Origin of the sequence: Klebsiella sp. CB_Kp196 (assembly GCF_040061575.1) — a bacterium.
Classification (GTDB): Bacteria; Pseudomonadota; Gammaproteobacteria; order Enterobacterales; family Enterobacteriaceae; genus Klebsiella; species Klebsiella michiganensis.
The window spans coordinates 100,392-123,918 of sequence record NZ_JBEAFH010000037.1; the positions used below are offsets into that span (position 1 = coordinate 100,392).

Here is a 23,527-nt window from a genome sequence, read left to right on the forward strand (position 1 = left end):
ATTGAGTCCTTACCGTTTGCGCCCTTTAAGGCGCATCATTCCTTGCTGTACCAGCAGGAAAAAGAGTGGAACGAAGAGCAAGGTCAGCAGCGTCCCGGTGAGCATACCGCCGATCACCGCGGCGCCAATCTCACGCTGGCTGGAAGCGCCGGCGCCGGTAGAGAGTACCAGAGGGATAACGCCGACAACAAATGCAAGTGAGGTCATCACGATGGGGCGCAAGCGCAGGCGAGCGCCCTCCAGCGCCGCGTCGGCCAGCGTTTTACCTTGTTGAAACCGCGCCAGGGCGAACTCAACGATCAGAATCGCGTTTTTGGCGGAAAGCCCCATGGTCGTCAGCATACCGACCTGAAAGTAGATATCGTTTTCGTATCCGGCGAGCAACGAAGCGCTCACGGCCCCAAGAATGCCTAACGGGACGATCAGCAGTACGGCGACAGGAATCGACCAGCTTTCATATAAGGCGGCGAGACACAAAAACATAAAGGCCAGCGACGCCAGGTATACCCATAACGTCTGCACTGAGGAGGTCTGCTCCTGCCAGGATAAACCGCTCCATTGCCTTTCAAACCCGCTCAGCTCGCCCACCAGTTCGGACATCGTCGCCATCGCCGCACCGGAACTGACGCCCGGCGCCGCGTTTCCCTGGAACTGCACGGCCGACAGTCCGTTAAACCGCTGGAGCATTTGCGGCCCGGTGGTCCAGCGGAATGATGAGAAGCTGTCGAAGGAGGCCATGTTGTTACTGTCGCCGCGGACAAACCAGGCGGATAAATTCTCCGGCGTCGAACGCCAGGCCGCATCCCCCTGCATATACACGCGCTTGACGCGCCCGCGGTCGATAAAATCGTTGATGTACACGCCGCCCCAGGCCGCAGAGAGGGTGCTATTGATGGCGGTCTGATCCAGCCCCTGGGCCTGGGCCTTTTGTCTGTCGACATCCACCTGCAGCTGCGCTTTCTCCTCCAGACTGTTAATTCGCACGGCGTCCAGCGTCGGCGTTTGCCTGGCGGCAGTGAGGAGGGTGGTTTGCGCCTCGATGAGCGCCTGGCGGCCGTTTTCCGAACTGTCCTGCAGCCAGAGTTCAAAGCCGCTCGACTGCCCGAGTCCGCGTACGGTAGGCGGCGACATGACGCTGATGGTGGCCAGCCGGGCGTTTTTTAAAAAGTACCGGTTCGCCCGCGCGATAATCGCCTGCGCGCTGTTCTGCTCCCCGGGGCGCGCGTTCCAGTGCTTTAGTTCGGCGAAGGCCATCCCGACGTTCTGCCCGCTGCCGGCGTTGTTTCTGCCGGTGACCATAAAGATGACGTTGAGGTTATCCTCCTCCTCGGTCATGAAATAGCGGGTAATGTCCGCGCCGACCGCCTCGGTCATCGCCATCGGCGAACCGGATGGGAGCGTAAACTGAACCATCACCGCGCCCTGATCCTCTTCGGGCAGAAAGCCGCTGGCCAGCTTCTGATACTACCAGAGCATCAAAAGCGTCAGCGTCAGGGCCAGCAGCACAAAGCGGAGCGGGCGAACGGTTATCCGCCGGAGTATGGCGAGGTAACGGTTCTGGCTGGCGGCGACGCCGCGGTTGAAACAGGTGAAGAATCGCCCTTTTTTAAGGTGCCCGGGTTTAAGCAGATGGGCGCACAGCGTCGGCGTCAGGGTTAACGCCACCAGCGCAGAGAGCGCCATTGCCGAGACGATGGTGACGCTGAACTGGCGGTAGATAATCCCCACCGAGCCGCCGAAAAACGCCATCGGGATAAATACCGCAGAGAGAACCAGCGCGATGCCAATCAGCGCGCCGGTGATCTCATTCATCGAGCGCAGGGTGGCTTCAGGCGGGGTAAGATCCTCCTCCGCCATCAGGCGTTCAACGTTCTCCACCACCACGATGGCGTCATCAACCAGTAAACCGATTGCCAGAACCATCGCAAACAGGGTGAGGGTATTAATGCTGTAGCCCAGCAGGCTGAGGATGCCGAAGGTGCCGAGCAGAACCACCGGCACCGTGAGCGTCGGGATCAGCGTAGCCCGCCAGCTCTGAAGAAAGAGGTACATGACGGCCACCACAAAAAGAATCGCCTCTATCAGCGTACGCACCACGCTTTCAATAGAGACCGTCACGAACGGCGTGCTGTCGCGCGGGTAAGCGGCGACAACGCCTTGCGGAAAGCGCGGCGTCAGGCGTTCGACCTCCGCCCGGATCTTCTCCGCCGTCGCCAGCGCGTTAGCCCCCGAGGCCAGCTGAATTGAGATCCCGGCGGAGGGGAAACCGTTGAGCGTGGTTTGGTTTTGATAGTTTTCCGCGCCGATCTCCACCCGGGCGACATCGCGCAGATAGACCACCGAGCCGTCGCTGTGGGTGCGCAGGATAATGTTTTCGAACTGTTCCGGACGCTCAAGGCGGGACTGGGTGGTGACCGTTGCATTCAGATACTGCCCCTCCAGCGTGGGCAGCGAGCCGATTTCACCGCTGGTGACCTGCGAATTCTGCGCCTCGATGGCGGCCTGCACGTCGGAGGGCATCAGACCGTAGCTGGTCAGCTGCAGCGGATTGAGCCAGATGCGCATTGCATACTGGGCGCCGAAAACGGTGGTTTCTCCTACGCCTTCAACCCGGCTCAGCGGCTCCTGCAGGGAACTGACGAGAAAGTCGCTAATATCGAGGCTGGTTAACGACCTGCTTTGGTCATACAGGGCCACCACCATCAGGCTGTCTCCCTGTGATTTGGTCACCGCGATCCCTTGCTGCTGCACCTCCTGCGGTAAGCGCGTGATAGCCTGATTGACGGCGTTTTGCACCTGTACCTGCGCCATGTCAGGGTTAATGCGCTGATCAAAACTGAGGCTAATGCGCGCCTGGCCCGCTGAACTGCTGCTGGAGGAAAAATAAAGCAGGCCGTCGATGCCTTTAATCTGCTGCTCCAGCACCTGCGTCACGCTGTCTTCCACGGTTTCAGCCGAGGCGCCGGGGTAGTTTGCCGTGACGTTGACGCCGGGCGGGGCGATATCCGGATACTGTTCAACCGGCAGGGTCAGCAGGGCAAGGGCGCCGACCGCCATAATACAGAGGGCGATGACGGCGGCGAAAACTGGGCGAAACACAAAAAAGCGAGCCAGCATCGTGGTGCACCTTCGGTCAGTTAAGGGATGCTTGCAGAGCAAACACGGCGGATGGCGCGTTTATCGCATCGTCGGGCGGAATCGGGGTAAAGGGCAGCCCATGGAATGCCTCATCGTGGACTTTGCTCATCAAGAAGGCGCCGATCTCAGAACATGACGTCGTACGCTGGTACTCACTCCACAGATAGTCGTAGGTTTGAATGCTGAAAATATTCTGCTGCAGTAAAAAGTGCAGATAGCGTTGCCGCTGTTCCACGCGCTGGCTCATGCGCAGGGCGCGACAGCGCCAGGCCTCGGACGGTTCTTGTAGGTGCGAGCAGGCGTCATAGAGCGGGGCGCCCTGCGCGGGCAGGCTGGGTAAAGCGGCGTTCATCGCGCAGGGGAAAATGGCTAATGCAATGAAATAAAAAAGCTTTCCCCATTTTTCTTTGTTAATCATCAGATTCACTCCGCCAGTTTATTTACTTTACAGTAAAGTAAATAAACTGTTTAAACAAGCGTTCATCTGTACGAAGAGTAAACGGGGAAAGCGAGGGGGATGAGCAGGATACGCCTGCTCAGGATTTAAAACATGCCGTTGCCGCTGGCGGTTTTTTGCGGAACGTTCTGGGTCACGTCCCAGTGTTCAACGATTTTATGCTGCTCGTCGACGCGGAAGATATCGATAATCGCCCGCGTCACGCCCGGCTCGCGACCGGTGACCTCAACGTGCAGGATCACATGATCGCCGTCGACAAACGCCTGCTTAATTTCGCTGTGCGAGTCGGGATATTTGTTCTTCAGGAAGGCGATAAATTGCTCAAAGCCTGCAACGCCGTCTTTCGCCATCGGGTTATGCTGTACGTAGCGGTCTCCCAGATAGGGTCTGGCGGCGGCAAAGTCTTTGTCATTTAACGCTTTATTATAAAAATCAATAACATTCTTTTTATTCAGCTGTTCATTTTCACTGTTGCCCGCAAAAACGGCGGGCGTCAGAGCGCAGAACAAGGAAAAGGCGACGATCGATTTTTTCAACATACATCCTCCGGTGGGGTTGATACCAGGCGCCTGGCCTGTCAGGTGAGTGCATCAGCTTCCCCAGCGGCTTTTCAGGTAGTTAACGGCCTGCTGGGTTTGCGGCTGATTGAGGTAATTCTCTCTGAATAAAATCGTGCCCTGAATTTGCGGCATGGATTCATTCAAATCAAGCTGCTTTTTCAGTTCCGGCACGCCGCCGCTAATCATCCAGTCAGGTTCGTTCTTCGATGGCTCGCCAACTTTGTACAGCGCCACGCCGATATAGAGGCGGGTACGGGTGGGTTTCACCACGTCAGCCCACCACTTTGCCAGCACATCGTAGCGGGCCGCGTCGCGGGCGAAAGGCCAGTAAATCTGCGGCGCGATGTAGTCCAGCCATCCCTGCTGGACCCAGAGGCGGGTATCGGCATACGACTCATCGTAGGCCGCTGCGCCGCGGGTATCTGAACCCGCCGGATCGTGGGAGCGGTTGCGCCAGACGCCTGCCGGACTGACGCCAAATTCAACATCGGGATTCAGCTGCTTGATGGTGCGGGAAACCTGCTCAATCAGCAGCTGCGTGTTGTGCCGCCGCCAGTCCGCTTTCGCGGCAAAGCCCTGGCCGTACTGCTGGAACGTCCGGTTGTCGTTAAGGGCCGATCCCGGTGATTCGGTGTAGAAGTAATCGTCGAACTGGACGCCGTCAACCGGGTAATGCTCCACAACCTCGGCCACGATGCTGGTGATCCAGTCGCGGACTTCCGGAATGCCCGGATCGAGCACGAAGCGATCGCCGGAGGTGCGAATCCACTCAGGGTGCAGGACGTATACGCTGGCGGGAACCTGCGACAGCGTGCTGTTCAGTTCGGTGACGGTTTTCGGCCGCGTATTGACCGAGACGCGATAGGGGTTAAACCAGGCATGAACGCGCATGCCGCGCTTATGGGCTTCATCCAGCATAAATTTGAGCGGATCGTAGCCCGGATCCTCACCGATTTTGCCGGTCAGCATATCGGACCACGGCAGAATCTTCGATGGCCAGAGCGCGGTGCCATCCGGTTTCACCTGGAAGAAGACGGTGTTAATGCCGAGGCTTTTTAAATTATCCAGCTTGGCAACCAGCGCCTGCTGCTGCAGGGCGATGCGCCGTTCGGCGCTAATGCCGCCATTGACGGATTCCAGCGGCGGCCAGTCGAGGCGCGACACGGTCGTCAGCCAGACGCCGCGCACCGGCTCCTGGCTTTTGGGCAACGTCGGCTGGCGGGCCGCGGGCGGCATGGGCGTGACAAGAGAAACGGGCGGTTTGCTACCGCAGTGGGCTAACAGCAGCGCGGCAGCTATAGCTACCGCGGATATTTTCACCTTGTTCAGAATAAACTTACGAGAGCGGATCGTCATCATATTTGCCAGCTTTTCTGGTCATCGCACAAAAGAGTCATTTTCGTATTATTCGGCTTTAAGTCAATCATTTAGCTACAGATGCGGCGGCATAAGCACGCAAACCTCAGACGCAGAAAACGCCTCCTGCGCCGCGCAATGGTTTGCCATGATATATCATTGATATGCATTAAAACTTGATCGGTTCAGGGCGAGTATAAACAGGATTTATTAAAATTTGGCCAAACAATTGACCTTTGGCCTTTTCCGGCGAGTCAAACTGGATTAGCACAATGAACTACTCATCATCACGCCATCGTCTGTGGATACTCCTGTTTCTGCTTGCGTTACTGAGCCTGGGAACCGGGCTTTGCTACTGGCAAATGCAAAAAAAGGTGGATCAAGATATCCATTCGCGCCTGCAGCAGGCGATAGCCAGCCTCGATGTGACCGTCTCCCATGCGGAGCAGGCAGCCGATCTGGCTGAGCCTTTTTATGGTAAAAGCTGTAGCGAGAATGTCCTGACGGAGCTGCGCACGCTGGTGGCCACCATTCCCGATGTGCGCACGGTGAATTTAGGTAAGGATAACGAAATATACTGCACCTCGGTTTTTGGCGGGCGTAAATTTCAGTTCGATCGTCGCCAGTATACGCATGGCGCTCTGCGCCTGCTGAGCGGCAGCGAAATCACGCCGTTTCATCCCTTGATGGTTTACAGCGAACAGGATGAGCGGGGAAATACGATTCTGGTTGGCGTTGACGGCTATTATTTATACAACATTTTGACCGTTCTTGATGGCGATGCGCATCTCTATCTTCAGGTTGGCGATCGGATAATGACCCGCAAAGGGGAAGTGACGGCGACGCCGGATATCAAGGTTCCCGTGCGCCTGGCCTCTGAGCTGTTTACCTATTCGGTTATTGCCGATCGCGGCTACGCCTCTGGCGTCGGTGCGTTTATCCGCTATGAGCAACACACGCTTATCGCCATTATTCTGGCCTCCTTGCTGCTCACCTTTTTATTCAGAAACTACCTCCGCTACCGTAATACGATTGAGTATCAGCTCAGAAAGGCTATCGAACTGAAGCAGCTCAAGCCCTATATTCAGCCAATTATCAACAATGACAGCGGAGCGGTTATCGGCGGTGAGGTGCTGGTGCGCTGGGAACATCCGAAGCAGGGATTTATTGCGCCGGATAAATTTATTTCCGTGGCAGAGCAGACCGGTTTGATTAAAGACGTGACGGCGATTTGCTTTGCCGAGGTGATCCGTCAGCTTCGGCGCCATCAATCCGTTATCCCTGGAGGGTTGTTTATTTGCTTTAACACCAGTTCGGTAAACTTTCAGGACGACGAAATAGTGACCCTGTGCCAGACGTTTATCCAGCAGATGAAAGAGGCGCAAGTCCGCCTTGTTCTGGAGATAACCGAGCGGGAGTCGATCGAAAATACCCGGCAAACATCAGCGGTGACGGACAAACTCAGGCGTATCGGCGTCCAGTTTTCGCTGGATGATTTTGGTACCGGCTACGCGAACTACAGCTACATCCAGCAATTTAATCCTGAGATTATCAAAATCGATAAGGTCTTTACCCTCAACATTGTGACCAACACGGCTTCCGCGCTGGTGGTGAAGAATATGGTTAATCTGGCCAGGAAGTTTCATTGCCAGATTATTGCTGAGGGCATCGAGGATAAGGAGCAGCTCGCGATGCTCAAAAATATGGGGATTACCCTCTATCAGGGCTATTACTTTTCTAAACCGGTGCCGGTCGATGCGTTTATTCAGATGCTTCCTCGCTCGTTTAGCGAGTCAGGAAGGCGCTAAAGGCGACGCTCTTGCCCACGCAAAACACAGGAAATTAAAAGGTGATCGACTCGGCAAAACCGAGCAATAATAACCCGTTCAAGCTGAAAATTTGGCATTATTGAGAAACAACTCAACAACATGGAGGTTGTCTTGTTTGAATCTCATCTCAATATTTTTATCCGCGCGGTTTTCGTTGAAAATATGGCGCTCAATTTTTTCCTCGGGATGTGTACTTTTCTCGCTATCTCCAAAAAAATCGATGTCGCATTTCGCCTCGGGGTAACCGTGACGGCGCTGCTGGCCATTGCGACGCCGATTAACAACCTGATTTACCATTACCTACTGAAAGAGAATGCCCTCATCGAAGGGGTTGACCTGAGCTTCCTCGATTTCATCACGTTTATCGGCGTTCTTGCGGCGCTGGTGCAGATCCTCGAAATGGTGATCGACAAATATTTCCACGCGTTAAACCATGCTCTGGGGCCGTTCCTGCCGCTGTTAACTATCCACTGCGCCATTTTCGGCGCGACGATTTTTATGGTGCAGCGTGAATACAGCTTCCTTGAATCACTGACTTATGGCACCGGATGCGGTATTGGCTGGGCGCTGGCGATTGTGGCGCTGGCCGGCATTCGTGAAAAGCTGAAATATGCCAATATGCCGAAAGGCTTACGCGGTTTAGGCAGCGTATTTATTACCGCCGGCTTAATGTCGCTGGGGTTTATGTCGTTCGCCGGCATCTCGCTGTAGGCTACGCTGAACGTCGGGGGGAGAGTTTCTGCCGTCCAGACCCAGGGGTTGTACGGCAGAAGGCGCGAAATTATTGCCTCAGCGTTTTACTGCGGGTAGTTAAACGCATCCGGATGGTTCTCCAGGCTGCCGCTCAGGGCGGCAAAGAGCACCGTCTTGCCATCGATAGAGCGCTCATCGCTAACATTCAGCCAGGTCAGTGTCTCCTGGGCGGTTTTTTCGTCAACGGCGGAATAAAGCCCGGACATCTGTCCGGATTTTTCCGACCACAGCACGGCGAAGCGCTCCGCTGCGCAGTCGTGGGGTTTGCAGACGCTGAATACCTGATAGACCTCGGCGCCAAGCTTCACCGTCCGGGCAGGCGAGCCCGTGCCGCCAGACTTTATCCAGGCGGGCAGGTTATGCCCTTTAACCATCTGGCTAAAGGCTGCCGGTTCCTTTTTGGCCAGACCGTCCAGCGTCATATCGGTTTGCGCCATGGCGTGGGTGGATGCAGCCAGAAAAGCGATAGCGGTTAAGTGTTTAAGCATAAAATTGCTCCTGCGAACTTTTTGGTTCCTTGTGATGACCGGTGATAATGGCTCTGATTAGCTGTTTTTGGTCTGAACCCAAAAAGCGTGGATAAGGCCTGGAATATAGCCGAGGATCGTTAAAATAATATTGAGGATAAACGCCCAACCAAAGCCTTTACCCAGCAGTACGCCAAGCGGGGGTAGAATAATCGTCAACACAATTCGCCAAAAACCCATAATATCTCCCTGTTAAGTGAGTTAGCTCATAATTATTTTAGCGGTTGCGTCTGTTTTTGCAAATTTTAACTTTTTGAATAATAAGACTGCTAATATTACCCGCACCTCGTTACTACATATTTAATAAATAGAAAAGCCCCAATTCACCTTTCTGACATATATAAGATTATTCCAGGGTGATGCTTGCGTCAGCAACGCTGACAAAGCAAGAGTGTTCCATCGTAAACGCATTTAAACGTAAATAAGGAATGCAGGTAACGAGGCGGGAAGTGCGCTACACTGGCGGGGAGATTTATCCCATCATGAAATGGCGGCGGCATGGACAACATTATCCTTTATAAAGTTATCGTCATCCTGACCATTGTCGGGTGGGGCTGGAGCATGCTTAGAAGGAAGCAGAAAAAGCAGGTCCTGGAACCCGCTATTGCGCAGGCGAATGCCAGGGAGCGTTATCAGTGGCGTTATTTCAGGTGGGGCTGGAGAGTTTTGCAAATCGTCTGCGGTTTTTATTTGCTGATTACCCTCATCCAGTTTCTTCTCTGCCGCTAGCGTTCGCCGCTGCGGCGAGCTGGAACAGCGCGCGACAGCGACGAGCGCTTCTTTTATGCGACGCCGGTACCGCCGTCTGAGCACCAGACCTGACCGGAAGCGTACGAGCAGGCATCTGAGGCGAGGAGAACGTAAAGGGGCGCAATCTCGACCGGCTGTCCCGGTCTGCCGAGCGGCGTATCCTCACCAAAATGCTGAACTTTCTCTTGCGGCTGGCCGCCGCTTGACTGCAGCGGAGTCCAGTACGGGCCGGGCGCCACGGCGTTAACGCGGATACCGCGCGGACCAAGCTGCTTAGCCAGCGATTTGGTAAACGCCACGTTGCAGGCTTTGGTCTGGGCATAATCCAGCAGGATCTCGCTGGGTTTAAACGCCTGCACGGAAGAGGTGTTAATGATCGCCGCCCCCTGCGAGAGATGACGAAGCGCGGCTTTTGTTATCCAGAAGGGCGCATAAACGTTGGTTTTAAACGTGGCGTCAAACGCGGCGGTCGTTAACGTCTCAATGGATTCACAATACTGCTGCCTGCCGGCGTTGTTAACCAGAATATCCAGCCCGCCCAGCTCAGCGACCGCCTTTTCAACCAGGGTATCGCAAAATGACTCAATCCGAATATCGCCGGGAATGGCGACGGCTTTTCTTCCCTCGGCCTGGATCAGCGCGATAACGGCAGCCGCGTCGGACTCCTCCTCCGGCAGGTAGCCGATAGCGACATCCGCGCCTTCCCGCGCGTAGGCAATCGCGACAGCCCGACCAATCCCCGAATCACCGCCGGTAATCAGCGCTTTTTTCCCCGCCAGCTTTCCGGAACCGGTATAGCTGGTCTCACCGTGATCGGGAAGGGGCTTCATTTCGGATGCCAGCCCCGGGGGCTGCTGCGGCTGCTCGACAAACGGCGGAAGTGGATAGTGTAGCGTTGGGTTATTTCCTGTTGTCATACCGGCCTCCTTAATAAATGAAATTTAAGATTAGTCAATGACTGCGTTTGGGCGATAAAAAAAGCGCAAACCAGGAATAATTAACATCGTAAAACCAGGAATTATTTACCTGGCTTTTAAGTCAACATGTAATACCAGAACAGCGCAATTTCATCTTTTTCCGGTAACGCGCTGTAGAGATAACGATCGTATCCGCCCAGGGTAAAGCCATAATTTCGGTAGAAAAGGCAGGCGGGAACGTTGACGTTCTGGGTTTCCAGCTTTAATCCCGCCGCGCTCATGCTCCGAGCCCATATATGGGCTGCCGCCATGAGCTTGTTGGCCGCGCCCGTTCTGCGCTGTGAGCGCTCGATGGCGATATAATCCACGGAAATAAATTTGTTCCAGATCAAGGAAGCGGTGATAAATCCGGCCACTTGTCCCGCGTCGGTTTCGGCGATTAAAAATATAGCATCCGGATTAACGCAGTGGTTTTCCAGCGTCTGGATGTCCAGTTCATAGGTTTTATTATAAGCGCTGGGAAGTGTTTCAATTTTCAGATCATTATTGACAAAGGGGCCGGTGGCAATCTGGCTGACGGTGAAGGAAAAATCACAATATTCCAGGCGAGCCAGGTCGGAATTTAATCCTTTACGAATCTGCATAGCATTCCTTGTTTTTTAAGCGATTTATTAATCATAGACAACGTCTTTAAAAATAACAGCCTCGCCATCAACAGCGCACGCGTTTAAACCTGGTCTAATCTTATATTCATACCGCATTTTCCACAGGTCATTTGAGGATATTTAATGGAATCCAGAGTATTTAAAAAACATTGGGGGGCGGAGTTCATTGCCGCGGACACGGTCCGCTTTCGCGTCTGGGCCGAAGGTCAAAAAACGATGACGCTGAGCCTGACGGGCCGGGATATTCCGATGGACGCCGCGGGAGAGGGCTGGTTCCAGATTGACGTCCCCGGCGTAAAGCATGGTGATGAATATATGCTCCGTTTAGCCGACGGCACGCGCATTCCGGACCCGGCGTCGCGCGCGCAACGCGATGATGTTAACGGCCCCTCGGTGGTCATCGACCCCAGGCGTTTTCAGCCGGTTAACGCTGGCTGGAAAGGGCGTCCGTGGGAAGAAACCGTGATATATGAACTTCATCCGGGCACCTTTACGCCGGATGGCACCTTTCTGGCCGCCATCGAAAAGCTGCCTTATCTGGCGGAGCTGGGGATCACCCAGATAGAGGTCATGCCCGTAGCCCAGTTTGGCGGTTCCCGCGGCTGGGGTTACGACGGTGTATTACTCTATGCGCCGCACGCAGCGTATGGCGCACCGGAGGATTTTCACGCCTTTATTGATGCCGCCCACGGGTTAGGGCTATCGGTGGTTCTCGATATCGTACTGAACCATTTTGGCCCGGAAGGCAACTATCTCTCTCGGCTGTCGCCGGGCTTTTTTCATCAGGACCGGATGACCCCGTGGGGTAACGCTATCGCCTATGAAACCGAGGCCGTGCGGCAGTATATTACCGAGGCGCCGCTGTTCTGGCTGACCGAATACCAGCTTGATGGGCTGCGCTTTGATGCTATCGATCAGATTGAAGATCGCTCCGCCAGGCACGTACTGATAGAAATAGCCGAAAATATCCGCGCCGCGATTCCCGACCGCCACATCCACCTCACCACTGAAGACAGCCGGAACGTGATTTTCCTCCATCCGCGCGATGAGAACGGACAGACGCCGCTCTTTACCGCCGAGTGGAATGATGACTTTCATAACGCCGCCCACGTTTTCGCGACCGGCGAAACGCACGCCTATTATCAGGATTTTGCGCATCAGCCGGCAAAGAATGTCGCAAGGGCGCTGGCCGAAGGGTTTGTCTACCAGGGTGAGCTTTCTGCGCAAACCGGAAAACCACGCGGCGTGGCCTGCGCCGCTCAGCCGCCGCAGTTTTTTGTCGACTTTATTCAGAATCACGATCAGACCGGGAACCGTGCGCAGGGGGAAAGGCTGATTTCTCTTGCCGGCGCCGGGAAAACGCGCGTTCTGCTCGCCGCATTGCTTCTGTCGCCCCACATTCCTTTGCTGTTTATGGGCGAAGAGTTTGCGGAGACGAACCCCTTTCTGTTCTTTACCGATTTTCATGGCGACCTCGCGAAGGCTGTGCGGGAAGGGCGGGCTAAAGAGTTTGCCGGGCACGCGGGGCACGATGCATCGGTCCCTGACCCGAACGATCCCCGGACCTTTATCCGTTCTAAGCTCGACTGGCAGAAGGCGGCAAGCGAGGAGGGGAAAGCCTGGCTGCGCTTCACGCGCCACCTTATCCAGCTGCGCCATCGCTACATCGTCCCGCTGCTCGCGTCGGGAGGGGCCGCGGAGGGCATGATCCTGCACGCGGCGGCGCAGGCGCTGGCGGTGAGCTGGCAATTCTCCGGCGGCACGCTCTCCGTGGTGCTGAATATCGGCGAGGAGCGGGCCGCGATGCCGGAAATACCGGGCGAGGTCATTTTTAGCTGGCCGGAGCGGCAGGAGGCGTTATCGCCAAATAGTATTGTTGTCCGTTTTGCACATGGAGAAGCCTCATCATGATCCCTTCCGCAACCTATCGTATTCAGTTCCGTAACGGCATGACCTTCGATCGCGCGGCGGCGCTGGCGCCATATCTCAAAGACCTGGGTATCAGCCATCTTTACGCCTCGCCGATTTTTACGGCAACCAGCGGGTCCACCCATGGCTATGATATTACCGATCCTAACGAGATCGATCCGGCCATCGGGGGCCGCGAAGGGTTTGACCGGATGGTGAAGGCGCTGAGAAACGCGCAAATTGGCCTGATTCTGGATATTGTTCCCAACCATATGGCGACCTCGCTGGAGAATCGCTGGTGGCGGGACGTCATCGAGCAGGGCAAAAACAGCGCCTGGGCCCATTATTTCGATATTGACTGGACGCGTCCCGTTACGCTGCCGTTTCTGGGGGATACCTTTGAGGCAGAGCTGGAGAGCGGGGCGCTCGCGCTAAAACGCGATCCGGAAACCGGGAAGCCGGCGTTCGTCTACTATGACCAGGCCTGGCCCCTGAATCCTCAAACCCTGGCGACAGGTGAGCAACTACTAACATCCTCGGATCGCGACGCCATTCTGGCGCTGCACAAGGCGCAAAGCTGGCGGCTGATGTCCTGGCGGGAGGCGCCCAGGCAGCTCTCCTGGCGGCGTTTTTTTGAAATTACCGGCCTGATTGGCGTCCGGGTTGAAGACCCGGCGGTGTTTGACGACACCCACCGCCTTATCCTTGAACTGGTGCATTCTGGCATCGTCGATGGTCTGCGCATTGACCATATTGATGGCCTTGCCGACCCGCTGGGGTATTTGCAGCGCCTGCGCCAGGCAACCGGGCCAGAGTGCTACATTACGGTGGAAAAAATCCTCGCCAAAGGCGAGCAGCTGCCCGCCGACTGGCCCGTCTCCGGCACCACAGGATATGAGTTTATCGCTTCGCTGGCGGAAGTGCTGGTGGATGACAATAACCTCGATCAGCTGCAGCAGGTTCATGATGAAGCGCTCGGCGGAGCGATAGATCGCCATACCGCGCTGCGCGAGGCGAAAGGACTGATGGTGGATCGCAATTTTGAGGGTGAATTTACCACCTTATTGCGGCTGGCCACCGAACTGGCGGAGCGTAATAGCATGGCGGTTGAGAGCGACGCGCTGCGCCATGCCTTGCGTGAACTGCTGCTAGCCTTCCCGGTCTATCGTACCTACGGCACCGCCGAAGGACTGACCGCAGGCGATATTACGCTGTTAAACCGGGTGGTTGACCAGGTGAACGCCAGGGAAGACAAACCCGATGCCAGGGCGCTTGAGGTCATTATCGCCATCCTGACCGGCAATCTGCACGAAAGTAGCCTCGACACCGCGTCACTCTTCAGAACCCGCTTTCAGCAGCTGACGGGGCCGTTGATGGCTAAATCGGTCGAGGATACGCTGTTCTTTCGCCATAACCTCGACCTGGCATTGAACGAAGTCGGGGCCGATCCTACTCCTCGCGCTTTTTCTCTCTCTCGTTTTCACCAGGAGATGCGCATTCGTCTTGCCCGCCAGCCCGACGCGCTGCTGGGAACGTCGACGCACGATACTAAACGCGGGGAAGATGCGCGCGCCCGGCTTTACACCCTAACGGAAGCCCCGCAGCTGTGGGCGGAAAACCTTGCGCGCTGGCGTCAGATGAATCAAACCCAGGTGCGTTTTTTGAACGACGGTACGGCGCCGAACGCGGCGGATACGTGGATGATCTATCAGGCGCTCGCCGGCGTGTGGCCTGCAACGCTGCTGCCCGACGATACCGCAGGGCTGAAAGAACTCGAGACGCGTTTTCTTGCTTTTATGGAAAAAGCGCTGCGCGAGGCCAAGCAAAGAACCGACTGGATCGACAGCAATGAAAGCTATGAAAGCGTTGTGCTGAACTATGCGCAACAGCTGTTCGCTGCGGATAATTCGCTCTTTCTCAACGATTTTCACACCGCCCTGCAGCCTTTTATCCGTGCCGGCCTGGTGAACAGCCTCAGCCAGACGGTCATCAAACTGACCGCGCCCGGCGTACCGGATATTTATCAGGGGAGCGAGGCGCTGAACTTCAGCCTTGTCGATCCGGATAACCGACGTGAACCTGACTTCGCCGTCCTGGCGCATAACCTCGATAGCGAAGGCCCTGAGTTGTTTAATAGCGAAAACGCATGGCGAGACGGGCAGCTGAAGCAGTACGTCACCGCGTCGTTTCTCAGGTTAAGGCAGCGGCATTCCGCGCTCTTCCATTATGGTGACTGGGTACCATTAAAGGTCACCGGTGACAGGGAAGAGAATCTTATCGCCTACGCGCGCATCAACGACGAGGAGGCCCTTATCGTGGTGGTTCCTCGCCTGGCGTTTGACGTCGCGGCGCACGGATTGGCTGATTCCCCGGTCAGGCTGTGGGGCAACTCTGCGGTAGCCATACCCGAAGATCTGGCAGGACGACATTATCGCGATGCGTTAACCGGCGAAAACCGTCTTGTCGAAGAGGCGCTCGATCTGGCGTCAGCAACGGGGTGGTTAGTGACGCTTATTAGTGAAAAGAAAGGTGGAGAGGAACAGGGACAATGAAAGAAACGTTTGCAATAGAGCCCGGTGACGGCCAGCAGCTGGGGGCTAATTTTGACGGAAAGGGCGTGAACTTTGCGCTGTTTTCAGCGCACGCTGAGCGGGTTGAGCTGTGCTTATTCGATCCTTGCGGAAAAACGGAAATAGCCCGGCTTGAACTACCTGAATATACACACGAAATCTGGCACGGCTACGTACCCGGTCTGCAGCCCGGAGCCTTATACGGTTATCGGGTTTATGGGCCGTACGATCCGGAAAACGGCCATCGCTTTAATCCACATAAATTGCTTATCGATCCCTACGCGCGGGAGCTGGAAGGCGATATTGAATGGAACGATGCGCATTTCGGCTACGAGCTGGGCCATGAGGAGAAAGATCTGAGCTTTGATACCCGCGATAGCGCGCCTTTTACGCCAAAATGCAAGGTTGTCGACCCGGATGCCTTCGACTGGCAGGGGGAGAATCGCCCCGACGTCCCCTGGCCGCATGCGGTTATCTACGAAACGCATGTGAAGGGTTTTACCCAGCGCAATCCGGCGCTTCCCCCGGAGCTGCGCGGCACATTTGAGGGGCTTGGGCATCAGGCTTCCGTCGATTATATCAAGAGCATGGGCATCACTTCCGTTGAGCTGCTTCCCGTACACTGGTTTCCGGACGATCGGCATCTGCTCGACAGAGGGCTAAAAAACTTCTGGGGTTACAATACGCTGGGCTTCTTCGCTCCCGCGTCCCGTTACTACGGACCCGCGGGTATCGCGGGCTTCCGCGACATGGTGCGCGCATTTCATGATGCCGGTATCGAAGTGATCCTTGACGTGGTTTACAACCACACCGCGGAAGGCAATGAGCTGGGACCGACGCTCTCATTTAAAGGCATCGATAATTTTTCCTACTACCGGACGATGCCGGACCAGCATCGCTATTACATAAATGATACCGGGACGGGGAACACGGTGAATACCTCGCATCCCCGGGTGCTGCAGATGGTCATGGATTCGCTACGTTACTGGGCGCAAGCTATGCACGTCGACGGCTTTCGTTTTGATCTGGGGACCATTCTCGGGCGCGAACCCGAAGGCTTCGATCCGCGAGGTGGTTTTTTCGATGCGATAACTCAGGATCCGGTTTTATCGAAGCTTAAACTGATTGGTGAGCCCTGGGATATCGGTCCCGGGGGTTATCAGGTCGGCGGTTTTCCGCCTGGCTGGGGCGAGTGGAACGACAAATATCGTGATACGGTGCGGGAATACTGGAAGGGGGATAATGTTTCCAACGACTTTGCCGCCCGTTTACTGGGCTCCGGCGATCTGTACGATTTACGCGGCCGTCGTCCGTGGTCCAGCGTCAATTTTATTACCGCCCATGACGGCTTTACGTTGAACGATCTGGTTTCGTATAACGAGAAGCATAATGAAGCCAACGGTGAGGACAATAATGACGGGCATAATGACAACCGCTCCTGCAATTATGGCGAAGAAGGCCCGACGGAAAACCAGGATATCGTCGCCGTCCGCGAACGCCAGAAGCGGAATTTCCTGACCACGTTATTGTTCTCCCACGGTACGCCGATGCTGCTGGCCGGCGATGAGTTTGGCCGTTCTCAGCAGGGCAATAATAACGGCTACTGCCAGGACAGCGAGATTTCATGGGTCAACTGGGAAGCACTGTCCGATCAGGACCATGCGTTGCGCCATTTCACCCAGCGTCTGATAGCGCTGCGTGCGGAGCAACCGCTTTTACGCCGTGAAAGCTGGCGTGACGGGCTCGAGATACGCTGGTTTAACGCCGGCGGCGGTCTGCAGCAATCTGAACAATGGGATGAAGGTTCGACGTTAGGTCTCGCCATCAGCCGACCCGATCTTGAACAGGAGGAGGGCATCTGGCATGACGTGCTGATGCTGTTCAATCCCTTTGAGGGCGATGTTCCGTTCCAGATCCCGCAGTTTGGCGAAGGCGGCTGGGTTCTTGAGCTGTCGACCGCTGAAGAAAAAACGGACGGCGTCATCATTACCGAGACAATTGATTTTGTTCTGGCCGGGCGCAGCATTGCCCTTTTCAGACGGCCTTAAAGCCTCAGACAAACCCGGCGTTGAATGCCGGGTTTCTTTTGCCACGCGATAGCCTGATGGAAATCCCCTGGAACTGTCATTCGGTTTTCAGCGTATCAGATTCGCGGCATCTATCGCGTGCATACCTGCCTGGAGTCTTTGGTCTGCGGTGTGTTTTGCGCCATAATCCCTGTCAGAAAATGCAGCTGATAGGACTCTTCCAGATACCCGATTTCCTCCGCGCTCAATTGAAAATTCACGGCGTTAACCGCGCCGTCGACATGCCTTTTTTGGGTCGCGCCTACGACCGGGGCGGTGACCTTATTAAGCAGCCAGGCGAGTGAGATTTCCGTCATGGGCACCTGATGCCGTTCGGCAAGCTCAGCGACCCGCTCGATAATGACGCTGTCCTGTTCCGCCGTGCGGTCATATTTCCCGCGGGCATAGTCATCCTCAGCGGCCCGCCGCGTGTGGCCTTCCTTACGGGAAAGACGGCCGCTTGCCAGTGCGCTATAGGGCGTCACTGCGATGCCGTCTTCAGCGCACAGCCCCAAGAGTTCGCGTTCATCTTCGCGCATAATCAGGTTGTAGTGGCTTTGCACGGAAACAAAGGGCGTGAGCCCTTCGCGTTCGGCAAGCGCATTCATCTTCGCCAGCTGCCATGCATAGCAGTTTGAAATGCCAATGGCCCGTACCTTGCCGGCGGTGACGGCGGCATGCAGTGCTTCAAGGACCTCGATCGCGGGAGTGTTATAGTCCCAGAGGTGGTAGATGTAGAGGTCTATATAGTCCATACCAAGATTCTGCAGGCTCTGGTCAAGCGAACGGGTAATCGCCTGTTTTCCGCGCATACCCTGCGCAATTTGCGCTGGCGTACGCGGCAGAAACTTGGTAGCAAGGACGATCTCATCGCGTTTTGCCATATCTCGCAGCGCCCGGCCAACGTACCGCTCGCTCGAGCCGTTCTGATAGGCGATGGCGGTATCGTAAAAATTGATACCTTTTTCAAGACCGTAGCGAATGATGTTCCGGCTTTCCGTTTCATTCAGCGTCCAGCGATGCTGGCCCGTAGACGGATCGCCAAATCCCATACACCCCATGCAGATGCGGGAGACCAGTAAGTCACTTTTGCCGAGTCGGGTATACTGCATCTTCATTTCCCTCGTGGGTTTATTCAGGAAGGGCGTTAAGCTGCGCGATCAGCCTGGAAGCGTGCTCCCTGGCGAGCGTCTTTTGCTGGGCAATTTTATCGGCATCCCGATCGGCGTAGCTGATACCGCAGGTATATACCGGCGTCAGCAGGTCAAGCCGGCACAGCCTTGCCGTGGTCTCGAACGGGATAAGGTACTCCTCAATGGTGTGACCAAAGAAGCCGTCAGAGGTATACATTGCCTGCGGCGCACCCGTTGTGAAGGAGAGGAGCAGCTTTTTACCGCCCAGTTTCGCCGCCGAACCGTGCGCGAAGTCGTGAACAAAAACCTCATCCAGCCACTGTTTCATCAGCCCCGGGAGGCCATACCAGGAAAAGGGAAACTGCCAGACGATGACATCCGCCTTCAGCAGACTTTTCTGCTCCGCGCCGATGTTGATTTTGCCGTCTGGATAAAGCCAGTCCAGACGACGAATTTCAGCGTCGGGCAGGGCGGTCGCCACCTCGTCAAGGATGGTCGCGTTGGCGACGGAATGGTTAACATCGGGATGCCCGGATACGATAAGGATATTTTTCATTTCAATCAGTTAAGTCCGTTGATAAAGATTAACTCAGTATAGGGATGCAGGATTATTTTTTAGAGCAGTAAAGGCTCAATCACTTTTAGACAGAAGCTAATAATCAGCACCTTAAAAAGGCCGAAGCGCTGCTTGCGGCCAAAGGCGTGGATAAGAATGCAATGCTTTCTGCCGCCTTACGCTGGCTGGTGGCGCGCATGCACCCGCGCCATGCTCACGCCATCCGCTCTGTATTAAGGCGTTCGTCGGTCATCACCTTTCCTTCATTTTTGATTTTTAAATTCTGCGGAGAAGAGACTTTCCCAGCTAATAAAGGATCCGAGAGGAATGCACTCAAACGTTAATAAGCCCGCCTTTGCCAGCGGGAATTCAGCCATCACGTTACTGGCTTCTTCCACGGTGTCACATTCGAGGAAAATGGCGACGCCGGGCCTGTCCTGACGGAAATAGATGTCGCGGATAAAGCCGGATTTATACAGCCCCCAGGCGTGCAGGGCCTCAGCGGTAAGGTGTGGCGCATATTTTTCCGGCGTTGCGCCAGGGTTGGGCATATCCAGACATAAAATTCGCATCATCGTCTCCTGTACTCAGTTTTCAGTGGAAAGAGAAAAAAGTATAAGCGCCTCATTCGCAGAAGATTAGGCGGGCATTGACTTAAGCATATTTAGCCTGTACTTAATAATCAGCCGAGGTTTGCTAAGGAAAATGCTATGAATAACGCCCTTTATAATCAGATACGTATCTTTCAGAGCATTGCGCGCGAAGGCAATATTTCGGCAGCCGCCAGGAAACTTGAAATTACGCCGCCTTCCGTCAGCAATGCGCTCAAGCTGCTGGAGGAGCATATTGGCCATCCGCTTTTTGTGCGCACGACCCGGCGCATTGAGCTAACGGAAACCGGGCAACAGCTGCTGGAGCAAACCGCCGCCGCGGTGGATTCGCTGGAGAAATCGCTGGAAAGCATCCGTGACCAGAATAGGGAGCCCTCCGGCGCGGTGAGGATTACGCTCTCGCGCTTTGCCTACCTGCTCATTCTTAAACCCGCAATGGCGGCATTCTGTCGGCAATATCCCGGTATAAAGCTGGAAATTTCGGTCTACGACGGTACCGTGAATATTATCGAGGAGCGTTTTGACCTGGGGATTCGTTTTGGGGATATCCTTGAAGGCGGGGTGGTGGCACGCCCGTTGATGAAACCGTTTCGTGAAGGGTTATATGCGTCTTCAGCCTATCTCGCCGAATATGGAATGCCTGAGGCGCCAGCCGATCTCAGCCATCACCGGCTGATTGGCTATCGTTTCATCACCAACAACCGCATTCTTCCGCTGATCCTTAACGATCGCGGAGAACCATTGACCTTAGAAATGCCCGGACAGTTAATCAGCAACGATATTGACGTTATGGCAGACGGTATTCGCCACGGGCTGGGGATAGGGCGCTTGTTCGAACCCATCTGGCGGTTACAGCCCGATCGAGAGCAGTTTATACCCGTGATGGAGAGCTACTGGAAAACCTATCCGCCAGTTTATCTCTATTACCCGAAAAACGCCGGTAAAACCAAAAGAGTGAAAACCCTGATCGACTTTCTGATAGCCGCTACGGAGTGATAAAAACGACGACTCACTTTCACCCCGGGATTAACGATGAAAATCGGTACCATTAATTCTTACCGGCAGACTCTCTCAGCACAGTAATATCCCTCTTGGGTGACTCCCCAAACATCCGCGTATATTCCCGGCTGAAATGGGATAAGCTTTCGTAGCCGACAGCATAGGCCGCTGTGGTGACATCGTAATGCTCATTCAGCATCAGTCGCCTTGCTTCATTGAGACGCAGCCATTTCTGATAGCGGAGCGGACTCATTCCCGCAAGCTGTCTGAAATGGTGGTGGAAGGAGGGCGTGCTCATTTGCACGCGACTTGCCAGCTCTTCGACACGCAGAGGCGAAGCAATATTGGTCTTTAACCAGTCGATAGCTTTACCGATACGGTAGCCATGGCCGTCGACTGCCGCAATCTGTCTGAGACGATCGGACCGATCGCTCATCAACAGCCGGTAATGTATCTCCCTCTGAATCAGCGGGCCGAGAACGGGAATGGCTTCGGGTTCGTCCAGCAGTGAAAGCAGGCGGCAGAAAGGCTCCAGTAAAACATCAGTCATGGTTCCTATACCGACCCCCGTTCCCGCATCTCGTTTTTTGACTGGCGGCAGGCATCCCTGGGCAATTAATTCCATCAGTACGCGCTGGTCAAGTTTATAGGCGACGCCGACGCAGGGCCGTGATGGCGATGCCTGTAACACTTCCGAACTGGCTGGCAAGTCGAGAGACGTGATCAGGAATTTTTCCGTATTATATTCATAAGCTTCACCGCCAACCCACATGATCTTCGCGCCATCAGCCACCAGAACGATACTCGGAGGAACCAGGCAGCTCACCGGAGGGGCGGGTTCGTTGCGCCGGAAGAGTTCCAGCCCTTCAACCGCGGTGGGAAAATCACCGGTACCGGGCGTGCGCTGAGCAATATCCCGGGAGAGCTTGCCGAGTCGTCTCTCAACCGATTTGTCTGAAATCATTCCGTCACGCCTCATATTTGTTAAATCTGTGCGACGTCGTCAACTTCCCCGTTATGAAAAGTGAAATATACGCTTTGGCATCATGTTAATAGGATCAGGCAAATAATACAGAGTATTTTAATAACAGATTTCATTAGCGACATCCAAAATAGCCATACCGAAATGAGGCGCTGACTACAACCCAATCCGCATCCAATTTGAATGAAGGTATGACTATCATGACGCTAAAAACTTCAACCCGCTTTTTTAATGGCGCACTCCTTGCCGGAGCGCTGGCCATGATTTCAACAGAATCTGCGGTCGCCCAGCCGGCAGCAGGCACAGCAGATTCTTCAGTACGCCTGGTTCAGACGTGGGATAAAACCTTCCCAAGGAGCGACAAAGTGGATCATCAAAAAGTAACTTTTAAAAACCGTTACGGCATTACGCTGGCCGCAGATGTGTATCTTCCTAAAGATCGCGGAAACAAGAAGCTTGCGGCACTGGTTATTTCCGGGCCCTTTGGCGCGGTAAAAGAGCAGGCCTCAGGTCTTTATGCGCAAACCTTAGCCGAGCGCGGATTTGTGACGCTGGCATTTGATCCGTCTTATACCGGCGAAAGCAGTGGGGAACCGCGCAATATCGCGTCACCCGATATTAATACCGAAGACTTTATGGCAGCCGTTGATTTTATTGGGCTGCAATCTTATGTGGACCGTGAACGTATCGGCGTCATCGGTATCTGTGGTATGGGGGGGATCGCGCTGAACGCTGTTGCCGTGGATAAACGCGTAAAAGCGGTTGTTGCCAGCACCATGTATGATATGAGCCGCGTGATGTCAAAGGGCTACAATGACAGCGTAACGCCGGCGCAACGCGAGCAGGCGCTTGAGAAGATGAGCCTTCAGCGCTGGGACGATGCGGCAAACGGTCAACCGGCCTATCAGCCAGCTTACAATAAACTGAAGGGCGGCGAAGCGCAGTTCCTCGTGGAATACGCGGACTACTATATGACCAAACGCGGATATCATCCACGTGCCGTCAACTCCGGAAACTCATGGTCCGTGACAACGCCGATGTCCTTTATGAATTTCCCGCTGATGACGTATATTAAGGAAATCTCTCCGCGCCCAATCCTGTTTGTTCATGGTGAAAAAGCGCATTCGCTTTATTTCTCTAAAACGGCATATGAAGCGGCAAATCAGCCTAAAGAGCTTCTGATTGTGAAAGATGCCACCCATGTTGATTTATATGACCGCATGGATAAGATTCCGTTTGATAACATCACGGCATTTTTTAATAAATACCTTAATAAATAAATCATAACACTGTTCGATATTCTCCGACGCAGTGTTACCAACTTTATAATATACGAAATAACGTATAGAAAAGAGGAAAGGTTTATGCTCTGGAACCGCGAGCTTTTAGCAAAAATAGATGCGGCGGACGACCTGAAAATCGCGCCGTACCGTCCCGATATGAATACCACCGGCACGCCAACATGGATTTGGGAAGTGACGGTGGATAACCGACTTTTCGTCCGTGCCTATAGCGGTACCCGTTCTAAATGGTATCAGGCAGCACTGTCTCAACGGGCGGGTAAGATAGTGGCTATCGGGCAGGAATTCGACGTGCGGTTCGTAAAACCCGCGGACCCGGCTCTTGAAAGTAAAATCGATCGGGCCTACCAGATAAAATATTCCGGCAGCAGCTATGTTTCCGCAATGACGGGAGCTCGCGCCAGAGCGGCCACGGTTGAGATATTACCTTCGTGAATGCCATGCCGCAG

The 23,527-nt window shown here is 54.7% G+C and carries 20 protein-coding genes and 1 pseudogene; 9 read left to right on the forward strand and 12 right to left on the reverse strand.

The window, feature by feature from the left end; genetic code table 11:
* Positions 1-9 precede the first annotated feature (9 nt).
* The 4 genes and pseudogenes from ABLU87_RS10895 to ABLU87_RS10910 form a co-directional block, all read right to left on the reverse strand.
* A pseudogene (locus tag ABLU87_RS10895) lies at positions 10-3,117 on the reverse strand (multidrug efflux RND transporter permease subunit).
* 16 nt (positions 3,118-3,133) lie between these two features.
* A complete protein-coding gene (locus ABLU87_RS10900; RefSeq protein ID WP_122117537.1) occupies positions 3,134-3,556 on the reverse strand; it encodes a hypothetical protein in 423 nt (140 codons plus the stop codon).
* 125 nt (positions 3,557-3,681) lie between these two features.
* Complete coding sequence (locus ABLU87_RS10905) at positions 3,682-4,134, reverse strand: nuclear transport factor 2 family protein (RefSeq protein WP_025108372.1); 453 nt, start codon at positions 4,132-4,134, stop codon at positions 3,682-3,684.
* A 51-nt stretch (positions 4,135-4,185) separates the two neighbouring features.
* Complete coding sequence (locus tag ABLU87_RS10910) at positions 4,186-5,475, reverse strand: glycoside hydrolase family 10 protein (protein ID WP_165795118.1); 1,290 nt, start codon at positions 5,473-5,475, stop codon at positions 4,186-4,188.
* Positions 5,476-5,783: 308 nt separating this feature from the next.
* Here ABLU87_RS10910 and ABLU87_RS10915 point away from each other — a divergent pair, with 308 nt between their 5' ends.
* Complete coding sequence (locus ABLU87_RS10915; protein ID WP_046877562.1) at positions 5,784-7,319, forward strand: cyclic diguanylate phosphodiesterase; 1,536 nt, start codon at positions 5,784-5,786, stop codon at positions 7,317-7,319.
* 120 nt (positions 7,320-7,439) lie between these two features.
* Positions 7,440-8,051, forward strand: coding sequence for an NADH:ubiquinone reductase (Na(+)-transporting) subunit E (gene nqrE / locus ABLU87_RS10920; RefSeq protein WP_009652200.1), 612 nt, complete (start codon positions 7,440-7,442; stop codon positions 8,049-8,051).
* An 86-nt stretch (positions 8,052-8,137) separates the two neighbouring features.
* Here nqrE and ivy read toward each other — a convergent pair whose 3' ends face one another.
* Together ivy and ABLU87_RS10930 are read right to left on the reverse strand one after the other, a co-directional pair.
* Complete coding sequence (ivy, locus tag ABLU87_RS10925) at positions 8,138-8,581, reverse strand: Ivy family C-type lysozyme inhibitor (protein ID WP_122117538.1); 444 nt, start codon at positions 8,579-8,581, stop codon at positions 8,138-8,140.
* A 57-nt stretch (positions 8,582-8,638) separates the two neighbouring features.
* Positions 8,639-8,800, reverse strand: a complete 162-nt coding sequence (locus tag ABLU87_RS10930) for a YqaE/Pmp3 family membrane protein (protein ID WP_004102047.1) — start codon at positions 8,798-8,800, stop codon at positions 8,639-8,641.
* Positions 8,801-9,118: 318 nt separating this feature from the next.
* Here ABLU87_RS10930 and ABLU87_RS10935 point away from each other — a divergent pair, with 318 nt between their 5' ends.
* Entirely contained in the window at positions 9,119-9,349 is a 231-nt protein-coding gene (locus ABLU87_RS10935) for a hypothetical protein (RefSeq protein WP_122117684.1), read from the forward strand.
* Positions 9,350-9,402: 53 nt separating this feature from the next.
* On the opposite strand, the gene ABLU87_RS10940 is transcribed toward ABLU87_RS10935, so the two are convergent.
* Together ABLU87_RS10940 and ABLU87_RS10945 are read right to left on the reverse strand one after the other, a co-directional pair.
* Positions 9,403-10,287 carry an SDR family oxidoreductase gene (locus ABLU87_RS10940; RefSeq protein WP_025108367.1) on the reverse strand — a complete coding sequence of 295 codons (885 nt, stop codon included), beginning with the start codon at positions 10,285-10,287 and terminating at the stop codon, positions 9,403-9,405.
* A 116-nt stretch (positions 10,288-10,403) separates the two neighbouring features.
* Positions 10,404-10,931 (reverse strand): GNAT family N-acetyltransferase, encoded by a 528-nt coding sequence (locus ABLU87_RS10945; protein WP_025108366.1) that lies wholly within the window; start codon positions 10,929-10,931, stop codon positions 10,404-10,406.
* Between the two features lie 144 nt (positions 10,932-11,075).
* Here ABLU87_RS10945 and treZ point away from each other — a divergent pair, with 144 nt between their 5' ends.
* From treZ to glgX, 3 genes are read left to right on the forward strand one after another with little or no spacing between them, the layout of a single operon-like run.
* Positions 11,076-12,863 carry a malto-oligosyltrehalose trehalohydrolase gene (gene treZ / locus ABLU87_RS10950; protein ID WP_122117683.1) on the forward strand — a complete coding sequence of 596 codons (1,788 nt, stop codon included), beginning with the start codon at positions 11,076-11,078 and terminating at the stop codon, positions 12,861-12,863.
* Positions 12,860-15,412: a malto-oligosyltrehalose synthase gene (gene treY, locus ABLU87_RS10955; protein WP_122117682.1), complete on the forward strand. Its 2,553-nt coding sequence runs from the start codon at positions 12,860-12,862 to the stop codon at positions 15,410-15,412. Before treZ ends, treY begins: the two co-directional genes overlap by 4 nt.
* On the forward strand, positions 15,409-17,478 hold the full coding sequence (gene glgX, locus ABLU87_RS10960) for a glycogen debranching protein GlgX (protein WP_122117681.1): 2,070 nt from the start codon (positions 15,409-15,411) through the stop codon (positions 17,476-17,478). The genes treY and glgX overlap by 4 nt, the downstream gene beginning before the upstream one ends.
* A gap of 110 nt (positions 17,479-17,588) precedes the next feature.
* Here glgX and ABLU87_RS10965 read toward each other — a convergent pair whose 3' ends face one another.
* From ABLU87_RS10965 to ABLU87_RS10975, 3 genes are all read right to left on the reverse strand, one after another.
* Positions 17,589-18,608 (reverse strand): aldo/keto reductase, encoded by a 1,020-nt coding sequence (locus tag ABLU87_RS10965; protein WP_122117680.1) that lies wholly within the window; start codon positions 18,606-18,608, stop codon positions 17,589-17,591.
* Between the two features lie 19 nt (positions 18,609-18,627).
* Positions 18,628-19,185, reverse strand: coding sequence for an NAD(P)H-dependent oxidoreductase (locus tag ABLU87_RS10970; RefSeq protein ID WP_122117679.1), 558 nt, complete (start codon positions 19,183-19,185; stop codon positions 18,628-18,630).
* 263 nt (positions 19,186-19,448) lie between these two features.
* The gene (locus tag ABLU87_RS10975; RefSeq protein WP_025108361.1) at positions 19,449-19,757 is read right to left on the reverse strand and encodes a hypothetical protein; all 309 of its coding nucleotides are present in this window, start codon (positions 19,755-19,757) and stop codon (positions 19,449-19,451) included.
* A gap of 138 nt (positions 19,758-19,895) precedes the next feature.
* Here ABLU87_RS10975 and ABLU87_RS10980 point away from each other — a divergent pair, with 138 nt between their 5' ends.
* Complete coding sequence (locus ABLU87_RS10980; RefSeq protein WP_122117678.1) at positions 19,896-20,792, forward strand: LysR family transcriptional regulator; 897 nt, start codon at positions 19,896-19,898, stop codon at positions 20,790-20,792.
* 52 nt (positions 20,793-20,844) lie between these two features.
* Here ABLU87_RS10980 and ABLU87_RS10985 read toward each other — a convergent pair whose 3' ends face one another.
* The gene (locus ABLU87_RS10985) at positions 20,845-21,759 is read right to left on the reverse strand and encodes an AraC family transcriptional regulator (protein ID WP_122117677.1); all 915 of its coding nucleotides are present in this window, start codon (positions 21,757-21,759) and stop codon (positions 20,845-20,847) included.
* A 209-nt stretch (positions 21,760-21,968) separates the two neighbouring features.
* On the opposite strand from ABLU87_RS10985, the gene ABLU87_RS10990 reads away from it, so the two are divergent.
* On the forward strand, positions 21,969-23,057 hold the full coding sequence (locus tag ABLU87_RS10990) for an alpha/beta hydrolase (RefSeq protein WP_162557583.1): 1,089 nt from the start codon (positions 21,969-21,971) through the stop codon (positions 23,055-23,057).
* Positions 23,058-23,141: 84 nt separating this feature from the next.
* Entirely contained in the window at positions 23,142-23,513 is a 372-nt protein-coding gene (locus ABLU87_RS10995; protein ID WP_032749095.1) for a DUF2255 family protein, read from the forward strand.
* Positions 23,514-23,527 lie beyond the last annotated feature (14 nt).